Genomic DNA, 12,985 nt, shown 5'->3' with positions numbered 1-12,985 from the left:
ACCGGCCTTTGCCTTCCGTTTCGATGATGCTTGAGTCAGGCCCGTTGAGGGAGCCGATCAGTCAAGAGCCTTGTCGTTCGGGTTCTTGATCAGCGCCTTCATGTCATCCGACAGCGGGAAGTCCATGTTCACGCCCTTCGGCGGAACCGGCTGCGTGAACCACTTCGTGTACAGCGCGTTGATCTCGCCCGACTTCATCAGACCGGCGATGGTCTTGTCGGCAATCGCCTTGAAGGGAGCGTCGTCCTTGCGCACCATGCAGCCGTAGGCCTCGCGCGATTGCGGCTTGGCCACGACAACCCAATCCGACGGGTTCTTGGCCTTGGCGCGCTCGCCGTACAGCAGTGCGTCGTCCATCATGAACGCGACAGCACGACCCGATTCCAGCGTCAGGAACGACTGACCGTGGTCCTTGGTGCTGATGATGTTCATGCCGAGCTGCTTGTCGTCGTTGTACTTGCGCAGCAGACGCTCCGACGTCGTACCGGCAGTGGTCACAACGTTCTTGCCCTTCAGGTCTGCCCAGTCCTTGATGCCCGAATCCTTCTTCACCATGATGCGGGTGCCGATGACGAAGATTGTGTCGGTAAACGAGGCTTGCTTCTGGCGCTCGAGGTTGTTCGTGGTCGAACCGCACTCAATGTCGATGGTGCCGTTCTGCAGCAGCGTGATGCGGTTCTGCGAGGTGATCGGAATTTCCTTGACCTGCAGATCCTTCAGCTTGAGCTGGTCTTTCACGGCCTCGACGATCTTCTGGTTGATGTCGTACGAATAGCCAATCGTACGGACGCCACCAACGTTGTAGCTGAACGGGATGGACGAATCGCGTACGCCCAGCGTGATGGTGCCGGTGTCCTTGATCTTCTTGAGCGTACCAGTCAGCTCTTGCGCGTGGGCAGCGCTGCTCAACACACCAACGGCTGCAAGCACGGTTGCCAGCTTCGCGAGGTTCATGAAAGTCTCCTTTTGACCATGAAAGAGAAAGACGGGACTGTACCAAAAAACATTTGGCGACAGTATTGGTGTTGCCACTAAATCGTTGAATCCAACGGGATTTTTTCCTCTGGCAAACGGCCTGCCGCAACAGTATTTTCCAAGCAACCGGACACCTTACATTGTGCTTTTCCGGAAATCCGGAAAAGCTGCGCAGCATCGGCTACGGAATCGCTCTGCTCAATCGGCACGCATGCACGATGGCTTGAGCGGATCACCGCCAACTACTCAAAGAAAAACCAAGGGGAAATAAAGCCCGCTCGATGTGCGCTCTCTGTCGCTTACACGAACCCGACTTGAGGATGGAAGGGCGACAGTGTTGCCGCCCTTCTCGTGGTGCGGTGCCCCGGAACGTTATGGCTCGTTCTATGAAGCACCGGCTTTCTTCAACCGTCGCGCATAGCTACCTGATCGGCAGCGACGCGATAGACCGGAGCAGCGCCCTGTTGGAGCACCGCGCCGGTATTTGACCGACGCGTCGCCGATCAGGGGTACAGACCGCGCTCTTGGCGGGCCTGCAGAATCCGCGTGCAGGCGATGATGAACGCCGCCGTACGCAGAGTGACCTTGTTGTCCTGCGAAACTTGCCAGACACCACGGAAGGCGTCTTGCATGATCCGTACCAGGCGCTGGTTGATCTCGTCTTCGGTCCAGAAGAAGCTCGAGAAATCCTGCACCCACTCGAAATAGCTGACCGTCACGCCACCGGCGTTGGCGATCACGTCCGGGCACACCAGGATGCCCTTGTCGCGCAGGATGTCGTCGGCCTCGGGCGTCGTGGGGCCGTTTGCACCTTCCACGACAATCTTTGCCTTGATATGGGGCGCGTTCTTGGCGGTGATCTGGCCTTCCAGTGCAGCCGGGATCAGGAATTCGCAATCCAGTGCCCAGAAATCGTCTTGCGAGACGGTCTCTGCAGCAAAGCCGGCCACGCTGCCGTTGTGGTCGACGTGCGTGATCAGCGCGTCGACATCCAGGCCGTTGCCGTTGAACACGATGCCCTTGTGATCCTGCACGGCGATGACCTTCGCGCCGGCGTCATGGAACAGCTTGGCGGCCACGCTACCCACGTTGCCGAAGCCCTGCACCACCACGCGCGAACCCTTGACGTCAATGCCGAGGTTGCGTGCGGCTTCGCTGCCAACCACGAACACACCGCGGCCGGTGGCTTCACGACGGCCCAGGCTACCGCCCAGTGCGATCGGCTTGCCGGTCACCACACCAGTGGCGGTGGAGCCTTCGTTCATGGAATACGTGTCCATCATCCACGCCATGATCTGCGCGTTGGTGTTCACGTCCGGTGCCGGGATGTCCTTGTTCGGACCGATGATGATGCCGATCTCGCTGGTGTAGCGACGGGTCAGGCGTTCCAGCTCACCGGAAGACAGCTTGCGCGGGTCGACACGAATGCCGCCCTTGGCGCCGCCGTACGGCACGTTCACAGCCGCGTTCTTCACCGACATCCATGCGGAGAGTGCCATCACTTCCGACAGCGTCACGTCCTGGTGGAAACGCACGCCACCCTTGCCCGGGCCGCGCGACGTGTTGTGCTGCACGCGATAACCCTCGAAGTGGGCAATGCTGCCGTCATCCATCTGGATGGGCACATCGACGATCAGGGCGCGCTTGGGGCGCTTGAGGGTTTCAACCCAGCGTGCCAGCGAGCCGAGGTAGGGGGTGACCCGGTCGACCTGCTGCAGATAGATGCCCCACGGGCCGAGGTTGTCGGCCGGCAGATAGGACGGGATGGCGTGCTGAAGTGTCGTCGGAGAAGCGACATTGGACATGGTGTCTTCCTTTTTTGGACCTCGGTAAGGCCCCTCGTTTGGGAATATGCGGTCCCACAAAATGCCCGCCAGCTTAGGGACCGCCCAGAACGAAATCCAATGCCGTTTTTACATCGGGTTATGCATCAGGCGCATAACCCTACGCACCAATGCGATACCTCATTCAGCCCGCGAGCGCACTCCACAGCGTGTCGATCAGTTCCCGTTTGCGCTTGGATTGCGGGTGGCGGCGATCATGCGCGCCGTTCTGCGGGTGCTCGCGGTACAGCCGGATCTCCATCTCGATCGACAGCGTGCCACCGCCCTTGCCTTCAGCGCGCACAAGCCGCCCGGCAGCGACATCGTCACGCACCGCGCTCTCCGGCAGGAAGGCAACGCCGTGGCCCGCCAGCGCCATCACCTTGAGCGCCTCGGCCATATCGGTCTCGTAGCACTTATCGAGCAGCGGTGCCACCGGCGAGTTCTCCAGCAGCACATCGACCATGCGGCCCAGGAAGGCATTCGGCGTGTAGCTGAGGTAGGGAATCGGCTTGCGCGCTGCAGGCACCAGCCGGTAGATCGGGCGGCCGTTTGCGTCCGGCTTCGAGAACGGCGACAGCCGCTCGGTGCCCAGTACCAGCATGTCGTAGCGCGTTGGGTCGAGCTGGATCATCTGGCGTGCATGGTGATAGACCATGACGAGATCGCAGCCGCCCTCCACCAGCGTCATCACCGCATCGTGCACGTTGAGCGCACGCAGGCGGCACTGCAGCTTGCCGACCTTCTCCTCCACTTGTGCCAGCCACCCTGGAAAGAACGTGAGCGACAGCGTGTGCGGCACAGCAAAGTCGATGGTCGACGCGCTGGCCGGACGCTGGCCCCGCATCAATGCACGCGTCTCACTCACCTGCGCGAGCATCGCCAGGGCCTGCTCGTAGAAGACCTCGCCCGCGGGCGTGAGGCGCGTGGGATAGCTTGATCGGTCGATCAATTCATTGCCCAGCCATGCTTCGAGCGACTGGATACGCCGGGAGAATGCTGGCTGCGTGACGTGCCGCAACTCCGCCGAGCGCGAAAAACTGCGTGTTTCCGCCAGGCTGATGAAGTCTTCCAGCCATTTGAGTTCCATCGCCTTGAATCCCCTTCCCCGCAGTGTCGATGGCGCCAGGGGCCGCCCGCGCACTGGCGGACGCACCCCGTTCGGGCGCCTGCTGGAAGGACATTTTAAGCGCTGCCGACACCGGCAGCCTCAGGCACGCATCCTTTCGGCGCGCTGTACAAGCTGTTCGACCGCCGCGCGGGCCTGTACCCCCAGCAATGCAAGATCAACACCGGGGATCGCATCCTCCTCCACAACAACACGCCCGCCCACCAGCAAAGCGCGCAGGCTCGGCCGTCCGCCACTGGCCACCGGTGCGATGGCCGGGTCATGCAGACCGAAGTAGCGAGGATCGTCGAGCCGATAGATTGCGAGGTCGGCGCTTTGGCCCTGCGCGACGGTGCCAACGCCTTCCAGCCCGAGCACGTTGGCGCCACCGGCTGTTCCCCAGCGCACGACGTCTTCGATACGAGCGGCATCCGCACCGCCTTCCGCACTGCCGCCCTCCGCTTGGGCGCGCGCCTGCTCGCCGCGACGCGCGCGCTGCATCAACCAAGCGGCATGGGCTTCGGAAATCATGTCGGCCGCCTCGTTGGAAGCGGCCCCATCCACACCGATCGACACAGGCACACCCGCTGCCTCCAGCGCTGGAATATTGGCAATGCCGCTGCCAAGCCGGCCGTTGCTTTGCGGGCAGTGCGCGATCCCGGTGCCGGTCTCGCCCAGCGCACGGATTTCCAAGGGCCCCAGTTTGACCAGATGGGCGAACCAGACATCCGGGCCGAGCCACTCATGCTCACCACAGAATGCCACCGGCGTGGTGTCGTGCAGCGCGAGGGCCACGTTCTGGTACTCCACCGTTTCCGACAGATGACTGTGCAGTCGAATACCAAGCCGACGCGCGGTGCGGGCGCATGTGCGCAACTCCTCGGGTGACATCGAATACAGCGGTGTCGTCGGCGCCATCACAACGCGGCGCATGGCATTGGGGCCAACCTGGTGGTAGCGCGCGACCAACCGCTCGCAGTCAGCCAAGTACGTGTCGAGCGGCTCCGGGCGCAGCGCTTGTGGCAAGGCACTCTCCAGACCACGCGTGCGCGTTGCGCCACCGCGGCACAGGACGAAACGCAAACCCAGTGCTTCAGCCTCTTCAAACAGGATGGCTGAGCTGTCGAACGGCATGCCTGGGTAGTAGAGATAGTTATGGTCGGCCACCGTTGCGCAGCCGCTACGCACCAGCTCGATCAAGCCGATGCGGGCAGCCAGACGAAAGGTCTCCTCGTCGAAGGCGGCGCGAAAGCGGTACGGCGTGGCACCCAGCCAGGGCGTGAGCGTCAGATTCAGTCCCTGTGGCTCGCCTTTCAGCAACGACTGGAACAGGTGATGATGCGTGTTGATCCACGCGGGATACACCACGCAATCGGTCGCATCCATGACACGCTCACCGGGCCGTGGCGGCAGACGGCCAATGGCTTCGATCATGCCGCCGGCGATGCGAATGTCCGGTCCGGCAATGCGCTCGGCGTGACCGGCGCGCATGTCCTGCCCCGTGAGGATGGCCGCCGCGTTGCGGATCAGGAGCGAGGGTTCAATGGCGGGTGTCATGCGACCTCGCTTTCATGCCAGTGCGACAGCACCATTCGCGACAGCGCAACCATGATCGCGAACAGCGCAATGCCGGTCAGCGTAATCAGAAAGAGCGCGGCAAACAGGCGCGGGATGTTCAATGAAAACCCCGCTTGCAGGATCTGGTAGGCCAGCCCCGCACCTGTACCACCGGTACCCGCCACAAACTCCGCGACCACGGCGCCGATCAGCGACAGCCCGCACGAAATGCGCAAACCGCCAAAGAAGTATGGCAATGCACTCGGAATGCGCAGTCGCACGAGCGTATCCCATCGGCTCGCCCGATTGATGCGAAACAGGTTGGCCAGCCCGGGGTTGACGCTGCGCAAACCGAGCACCGTGTTCGAGATGATCGGGAACACCGCGACCAGCGTTGCACAGATGACAAGTGCAAGCGTCGGCTCCTTGACCCAGATGATGATCAGCGGCGCGATGGCCACGACTGGCGTGACCTGCAGCAGAATCGCATACGGAAACAAGCTGGCTTCGATCAACCGGCTCTGCACGAACAGGAACGCCGCCGCCGTGCCACATGCCACCGCCAACGCGAATGCCAGCAGCGTGATCTGCAGCGTCACCCATAACGAACCGGCCAGCAGCGACCAGTCTTCGATCAGTGTCTTGCCGATTGCTACCGGAGAAGGCACGAGATAGGGCGGCACATCAAATGCCACGCAAACGGCCTGCCAGGCAAGCAGCAGCACAATACCCACCGCAAGCGGCGCGGCCACCCGCTGTACGGCGGGTCGGGACAATAGTGGAGGATGCATGATGAACTCCTGGGTCAATCGATGACAGGTGCGCCTGTGTTGGCCTGCGTAAGCAATGCCGACAACTGCGCGCAGTACTGCATGAACATCGGTGACACGCGAAACGCTTCATCGCGCACGGTCGGCCCTTCGATCGGCACATCGGCGATCACGCGGCCGGGGCGCGCCGCCATCACGATCACGCGGCTCGATAGATAAACCGCCTCGTAGATGCTGTGCGTAACGAACACCACCGTGAGCCCCCGCTCGGCCCACAACGCGCGCAAATCGGCATCGAGCTTGTTGCGAGTGAATTCATCAAGCGCGCCAAATGGCTCGTCCATCAGCAGCAGGTCCGGATGCGTAGCCAGGGCTCGCGCAATCGATACACGCATCTGCATGCCGCCTGACAGCTCGCGCGGATACACCTGCCCGAATTGACCGAGCCCAACCAGCGACAGCGCGCGCCGCACACGCTCATCGGCTTCCGGGCGCGGCATGCGGGCGAGGTCGAGAGGCAGACGGGCGTTCTCGACCACCTTGGCCCACGGCATCAGCGTGGCCTCCTGGAACACCATCGCCAGCGTGCGGCCCGGTGTGCCGACACCAGCGGCAAGTGTGGGCCCGCCCCACCAACGCACGTGACCGGCCGATGGTTGCTCCAACCCGGCAAACAGCTTGAGCAGCGTGCTCTTGCCGCAGCCGGATGGCCCGAGCAACGAAACGAACTCGCCCGGCTGGATGGCAAGCTTCACGCGCTCAAGAGCCACGGTACCGTTTGGATAGGTCTTCTCGACCTGGTTGGCAAACAGCGCCGGCGCATCGCTACTGCGCATGCCATCAAGCGGTGGTTGGCCGCCGCCAAGCGGTACGGGCGCACCCGTCCGGTTGCTACGAGAGACGAGCGACATGGGGACCCCCTTGGCCAAATCGTGGTTGCGCTTTGTTCGTGGCAGTGATGGCGTTCAAGGCATCACCTTCAGGTCTTTGACGAATTGCGTGGTGTAAGCCCGCTTCCAATCCACGTCGGCTTTCAGCAAGCCCGCACTCACCATGAAGTCGCGCGTTTGCTTCCAGCGTGCGTCGGTCATGACACCAATGCCCAGCGTGGCCGCATCGCCACCCGTAATCATGCGGAATTGCTTGAGCTTCTCCAGCCCATAGGCGAGCTGGTCATCGTGCATGTTGGGATTGTCGTGCTTGATGAGCGCATTGGCCGGCGCAGGGTCGGCCAGGTAACTCTTCCAGCCCTCCATCGACGCGCGCACGAAGCGGGCGACCAGGTCGGGCTTGTCCTTGACGGTTTTGTCCATCGCCACGATGGTGGTGCCGTACGGCGGGTAGCCGTCATCGGCAAACAGGAAGAAATGCGTCTTCACCCCGGCCTTGTCGGCGCTGAACAACTCAGACGACGCATAGGCTTGCTGCGCGGATTTCGGATCGGCAAGAAAGGGTTGCAGATTGAACGTGTAGACGCGCGACTGCGCTTCGTCCAGCTTGTACTTGCCCTTTAGCCACGGCCACCACGTCGTACGTCCGGAGGTGGAGACAAGGACGCTTCGCCCCCTGAGATCGGCCAGGCTCTTGACGTCCTCGTGGGTCATCATGCCCTGCGGGTCGGCTTGCATGGAAGCGCCCACCGTGGTGACGGGCACGCCCTGCTCAACGCTCTTGAGCACCTGCAGGTCATAACCCATGAGGAAATCTGCCTGCCCGCTGGTCAGGATCTGCATACCGTTGACCTGCGGCCCGCCCATGCGTATCTGCACGTCAAGCCCGTACTTTTTGTAGAGGCCGGTGGCAACGGCCTGATAGAAGCCGCCATGTTCGGCCTGGGCATACCAGGAGGTGAGAAAGACGACCTTATCCAGTGCAAACGCACTGGCAGAGCAGAAGAAGGTGGCGATGGCAGCCAGCCCGAAAAGGCGGCGAAGGAGGCGAGGTTTCATGGCGGGGCGCGGTTTGAGCTGTCGTTCAACACGCCTGCAGCTACGCCATCATGAGAGCCCATGCGGTTCGATGGAGGCCGGGCATTGCGTCATGAAGGCACGGCCATGCGCCGGACAACCGGACGCGCAGGCGCGGCTTTCAAGAGCAATTTCCGGCTGCTGCGTTGATCGTGCGAAGTGCCGGAGGGCACCTCTCACAGCAGTGAACGCTTCTACTCTCGCTTCGTGTTTTGCAACTTCCATACCATCCGCCACAGCGTCATGCAGATACGCATGCGCACGGTATCGACACGCCAGCGCTGTGCATGGCGTGCGCATCGAAGGTGCGCACGATCCCTCTATGGTGCATACGAAAGCAAGCCACGGCCTGCAGCTTGCGCCCTTGGGCGTTGGCCTGAACCTTGCGTAATTCCCTGCAAGAGTAGAAGCGTTCAGCAGCCGTGCGCAGCGTGCCGGCTGGCCGGGAATTGCTCTTGAAGTCGGAACAGGCCGAGCCGCAAGGGTTGGCCTGTGTACCATTTGGAACTTCAAGACACTGCCACCGCTTCTGCGCTTGGTCTTGTGGCTCCTGGTCCGACATTCATCGACCTTCTTTCGCATGGAGTCCACATGACCACGCTCGCCACCTCCTCCTACACGCTCACCGAGCTCGACAAAGAAGCCCGCATGGGCGGATTGGGTTCGGAAACCGATTCGCGTGAAATCCACCGCATCGACCTTTCCGATTTCGATGCGCGCCGCGCACAGATCACCAACGCGTTGTGGGTCGCCGCCACCGATGTCGGCTTCTTCCAGCTCGTCAATCATGGGATCGACCTGGCGCAGGTACATGGTGCATTCGAGATGGCACAACGCTTCTTCGCGCTGCCAGATGGCGTCAAGGCGCAGTACCCGCTGCAGCGTGCGCTGAATAGTGGTTGGGAAAGCCGCGCACAGGTGCGCCCATCCACTGGCACCCAGGATCAGAAAGAGTCTTACCAGATCACGCTACCGCACATGACCCCGCTATGGCTGAGCGAAGACGAGTTGCCTGGTTTCCGCGCGGCCATGCTGGCGTTCGAGGCGCAGTGTTGGCAACTGGGCATGCGCGTGCTGTCGTGCTTTGCCGACAAGCTCGGATTTGACGCGGATTTCTTTACGCGCGCACACGACCCATCGAGCCCGACCTATCAGAGCACATTGCGGCTGCTGCACTACTTTCCGACCGATCCGTCCATGCCGAGCGGCCTCTGGCGCGCCGGCGCACACACAGATTTCGATTGCCTGACGCTGCTGTTCCAGCGTACCGGCCAGGGTGGCCTGCAATTGTGTCCGGGCAAGGAAATGCAAGGCGAGGCATGGACCAGCATCGAACCGGCGGACGATGTCATCACCTGCAATATCGGCGACATGCTGATGCGGTGGAGCGACGACCGACTGCCGTCGAACTTCCATCGGGTGCGCAACCCATTGCCGCACGAGTACCAGGGTTCGCGCTACAGCCTGGCTTTCTTCTGTCAGGCCAACCGTGACGTAATGATCGAAAGCCCGTCCGGCAAGTACGTGCCGATCAGCGCGGAGGACTACCTGCGCCAGCGTGTCGCCGCCAACTTCCACGCGGTAGCGCAGGCCATGTAGCCGTCAGATGGCCGCTTCCTGTTCGCGCTCGGGCTCGCGCGCCTGCATGCGCCACATCTGCGCGTAACGCCCTTCGGCGCGCAGCAGTTGTTCATGCGTGCCACGCTCGATGATGCGGCCGTGCTCCATCACCAGGATCTGGTGCGCGCCCACGATGGTGGACAGGCGGTGCGCGATGACCAGCGTGGTGTGATTCTGCGCCAGGCGCATCAGCTCTTCCTGGATGGCGTGCTCGGTGCGCGAGTCGAGCGCCGAAGTGGCCTCGTCGAACACCAGAATCGGCGGACGCTTGAGCAGCGTCCGCGCGATCGCCACGCGCTGCTTCTCGCCGCCGGAGAGTTTCAGCCCACGTTCACCGACCTGTGTGTCGTAGCCATCAGGCAGCGATTCGACAAAGTGGTGGATCTGCGCGGCGCGGGCGGCTTCGATCACCTCTTCGCGTGTCGCCTCGGGGCGGCCGTAGGCGATGTTGTAGTAGATGCTGTCGTTGAAGAGCACCGTGTCTTGCGGAACGATGCCGATGGCTGCACGCACGCTCGCTTGCGTAACGTCGCGCAAGTCCTGGCCGTCGATTTCAATGGCGCCGGATTTGACGTCGTAGAAGCGGAACAGCAAGCGCGCGAGTGTCGACTTGCCCGAGCCACTTTGTCCGACGACCGCCGTGGTGGTGCCTGCAGGAATGGTGAAGTCGACATCAAACAGGATCTGGCGCTTGGCCTCGTAGCTGAAGTCCACATGCGCGAAACGCACCTCACCAGCGTGGACGGCCAGCGGTTGGGCATCCGGCTTGTCGGCCACCTCGCGATTGGTTTGCAGCAGGTGAAACATGCGGTCCATGTCGGTCACCGCCTGCTTCAGCTCACGGTAGATCACACCCAGGAAATTGAGCGGAATGTAGATCTGCAGCATCAGCGTATTGACCAGCACGAGGTCGCCCAGCGTCATATGCCCAGCCGCTACACCCTGCGTGGCGCGATACAGGATCAGGATCAGCGCAGTGGCCACGATGACCTGCTGACCAAAGTTCAGCAGCGACAGCGAGCTCTGCGAGCGAATGGCGGCAGCGCGGTACTTCTGCAAGTTTTCGTCGTAGCGGCGCGCTTCGTACTCTTCGTTGCCGAAGTACTTGACCGTCTCGAAGTTCAGCAGCGAATCGATCGCCTTCTGATTGGCGCGCGAGTCCAGCTCGTTCATCTTGCGGCGGAAGTGCGTGCGCCAGTTCGTTACCGTCACCGTAAAGACGATGTAGCTGACCAGCGCGCAGAACGTGATGAGCGCGAACCACACGTCGTACTTCACAAAGAAGTACGTGATGACAAGGCCCACTTCCACCAGCGTCGGCAAGATGCTGTAGAGCGAATACGAGATCAGCGACTGGATACCGCGCGTACCACGCTCGATGTCGCGGCTCATGCCGCCGGTCTGGCGCTCCAGGTGAAAGCGCAGCGACAGCGCATGCAGATGCCGGAACACCTGGAGCGCGAGCGTGCGCACCGAGCTCTCCGTCACCTTCGCAAAGAGAATTTCACGCAGCTCAGAGAACAGCGACGTCGACAGCCGCAGCAGCCCATACCCGATGATGATGCCTACCGGCACGACCAGCAGCGCGCGCGGGTCCGAAGGCGATACGTTCATCGCATCGATCAGCCGCTTCATGACCATCGGCACGCCAAGGTTGGCGACCTTGGCCGCGATCAGAAACGTCAGCGCAAACCCGACACGCCACTTGTAGGCCAACAGGTACGGCAGCAGGCTCTTGATGGTGCGCCAGTCACCGCGGTTACCCCCGGGCGGAGGCGGTTCGGAAGAGGCGGGGAAGCGGCGCATGTGCGGTGCAATAAAATGGCGGATTGTGTATTCTCCCACCGATCACCTGCGTGCGCCCCGCACCCGCTGGTGGGTACTTCTCTCCGCTTCAATGCTGCCCTGCATCATCATGTCCGATACCCAAGCCTCCACTGAGACCGTCAAGCTGCCCGCCGGCAAGCAACCCGCTGTGCGTGTCATGCCGATGCCGTCCGACGCCAACGTGCACGGCGACGTGTTCGGCGGCTGGATCATGTCGCAGGTCGACATTGCCGGGTCGATTCCGGCGGTGGTGCGTGCCAACGGGCGCGTGGCGACGATTGCGGTCAACTCGTTCGTCTTCAAGCAGCCCGTGTACGTAGGCGACTTGGTGAGCTTCTATGCCGAGGTGGTCAAGACTGGCCGCACTTCCATCACCGTGGATGTCGAGGTCTATACGCAGCGCATGGGCACCAACGGCCGCCACGCCACCGTCAAGGTCACGGAAGCCACCCTCACCTACGTCGCCACCGACGAGACCCGCAAACCGCGCGTGCTGCCGCAGCAGTAAATCGCAGCCTTGAATAAAAGAACCCGGCCTAGGCCGGGTTTTCTTTTGCGTTGAAGCAGCGTGCTCAGTTGAACTTGGAGAAGTCCGGACGGCGCTTCTCGAAAAATGCCGTGAAGGCCTCGCGCGCTTCCGGCGCACGCAGCATCTCGCCAAACTGCTTGCCTTCCACCGACATGCGTGCGGCAATCTGCGGCATGGCACCTTCTTTCATCAGCCGCTTGGTGGCGCGCAGCGAAGCCGGTGGCAGCAACGTAAGCTTGCGCGCCTGCGTACGCACGAAGGCATCGAGTTCACCCGCCGGCAACACGCGATTCACCAAGCCCAGTTCGCGCGCTTCCTGTGCATCGAATGGCTCACCAAACAGCAGCTTGTCGGCCGCGCGGTGATAGCCGGCCAGTTGCGGCAGCAGTAGGCTCGACGCTGCCTCCGGGCACAGCCCCAGTTGCGCGAACGGCATCGACAGCTTGGCCGTCTCCGAGGCATAGACGAGGTCACAATGCAGCAGCATCGTCGTGCCCACACCAACCGCCGCACCGCTCACCGAAGCAATCAACGGCTTGGTCGCCGTGCTGATTGCCTTCAGGAACTGGTGCACCGGGGCGCTTTCATCCTTGGGCGGATGCTTCATGAAGTCTTCAAGATCGTTGCCAGCCGTGAAGACGCTTTCGTGGCCCGCCAGCACGATCACGCGGATGGCGGGATCGGTCTCGGCGGCCACCAGTGCATCCGCCAGCGTCTGGTACATCGCAGCGGTGATGGCGTTCTTGCGGTCCAGACGGTCGAAAGTGAGCGTCAGGACGCCGTCTGCGGTTTCGGTACGAATCGACATG

11 protein-coding genes are annotated in these 12,985 nt (G+C 62.1%); 2 read left to right on the top strand and 9 right to left on the bottom strand.

What is annotated here, in order from left to right:
• Window positions 1-57: 57 nt before the first annotated feature.
• The 7 genes from R2N11_RS12020 to R2N11_RS11990 form a co-directional block, all read right to left on the bottom strand.
• A complete protein-coding gene (locus R2N11_RS12020) occupies window positions 58-954 on the bottom strand; it encodes a glutamate/aspartate ABC transporter substrate-binding protein (RefSeq protein WP_199029305.1) in 897 nt (298 codons plus the stop codon).
• Window positions 955-1,478: 524 nt separating this feature from the next.
• A complete protein-coding gene (locus R2N11_RS12015) occupies window positions 1,479-2,780 on the bottom strand; it encodes a Glu/Leu/Phe/Val family dehydrogenase (protein ID WP_316681213.1) in 1,302 nt (433 codons plus the stop codon).
• A gap of 163 nt (window positions 2,781-2,943) precedes the next feature.
• Window positions 2,944-3,888, bottom strand: coding sequence for a LysR substrate-binding domain-containing protein (locus tag R2N11_RS12010; protein WP_316681212.1), 945 nt, complete (start codon window positions 3,886-3,888; stop codon window positions 2,944-2,946).
• Between the two features lie 120 nt (window positions 3,889-4,008).
• Window positions 4,009-5,463: an amidohydrolase family protein gene (locus R2N11_RS12005; RefSeq protein ID WP_316681211.1), complete on the bottom strand. Its 1,455-nt coding sequence runs from the start codon at window positions 5,461-5,463 to the stop codon at window positions 4,009-4,011.
• Entirely contained in the window at window positions 5,460-6,254 is a 795-nt protein-coding gene (locus tag R2N11_RS12000) for an ABC transporter permease (RefSeq protein ID WP_199029311.1), read from the bottom strand. The genes R2N11_RS12005 and R2N11_RS12000 overlap by 4 nt, the downstream gene beginning before the upstream one ends.
• A gap of 14 nt (window positions 6,255-6,268) precedes the next feature.
• Complete coding sequence (locus R2N11_RS11995; protein ID WP_199029335.1) at window positions 6,269-7,069, bottom strand: ABC transporter ATP-binding protein; 801 nt, start codon at window positions 7,067-7,069, stop codon at window positions 6,269-6,271.
• A 129-nt stretch (window positions 7,070-7,198) separates the two neighbouring features.
• The gene (locus R2N11_RS11990; RefSeq protein WP_316681210.1) at window positions 7,199-8,182 is read right to left on the bottom strand and encodes an ABC transporter substrate-binding protein; all 984 of its coding nucleotides are present in this window, start codon (window positions 8,180-8,182) and stop codon (window positions 7,199-7,201) included.
• 609 nt (window positions 8,183-8,791) lie between these two features.
• On the opposite strand from R2N11_RS11990, the gene R2N11_RS11985 reads away from it, so the two are divergent.
• Window positions 8,792-9,799 carry an isopenicillin N synthase family dioxygenase gene (locus tag R2N11_RS11985; RefSeq protein WP_316681209.1) on the top strand — a complete coding sequence of 336 codons (1,008 nt, stop codon included), beginning with the start codon at window positions 8,792-8,794 and terminating at the stop codon, window positions 9,797-9,799.
• A gap of 3 nt (window positions 9,800-9,802) precedes the next feature.
• Here R2N11_RS11985 and R2N11_RS11980 read toward each other — a convergent pair whose 3' ends face one another.
• A complete protein-coding gene (locus R2N11_RS11980) occupies window positions 9,803-11,626 on the bottom strand; it encodes an ABCB family ABC transporter ATP-binding protein/permease (RefSeq protein ID WP_316681208.1) in 1,824 nt (607 codons plus the stop codon).
• Window positions 11,627-11,717: 91 nt separating this feature from the next.
• Between R2N11_RS11980 and R2N11_RS11975 the strand changes: the two genes are divergently transcribed.
• Window positions 11,718-12,155: an acyl-CoA thioesterase gene (locus R2N11_RS11975; protein WP_316681207.1), complete on the top strand. Its 438-nt coding sequence runs from the start codon at window positions 11,718-11,720 to the stop codon at window positions 12,153-12,155.
• A 64-nt stretch (window positions 12,156-12,219) separates the two neighbouring features.
• Here the strand turns inward: R2N11_RS11975 and R2N11_RS11970 are convergent, their stop codons facing one another.
• Window positions 12,220-12,984, bottom strand: coding sequence for an enoyl-CoA hydratase (locus tag R2N11_RS11970; RefSeq protein ID WP_316681206.1), 765 nt, complete (start codon window positions 12,982-12,984; stop codon window positions 12,220-12,222).
• Window position 12,985: the final 1 nt, after the last annotated feature.

Origin of the sequence: Ralstonia flaminis, assembly GCF_958415495.1 — a bacterium.
Classification (GTDB): domain Bacteria; phylum Pseudomonadota; class Gammaproteobacteria; order Burkholderiales; family Burkholderiaceae; genus Ralstonia; species Ralstonia flaminis.
The sequence above is the reverse complement of the archived record's forward strand: the minus strand, read 5'-3'. Positions and strand labels throughout refer to the sequence as shown.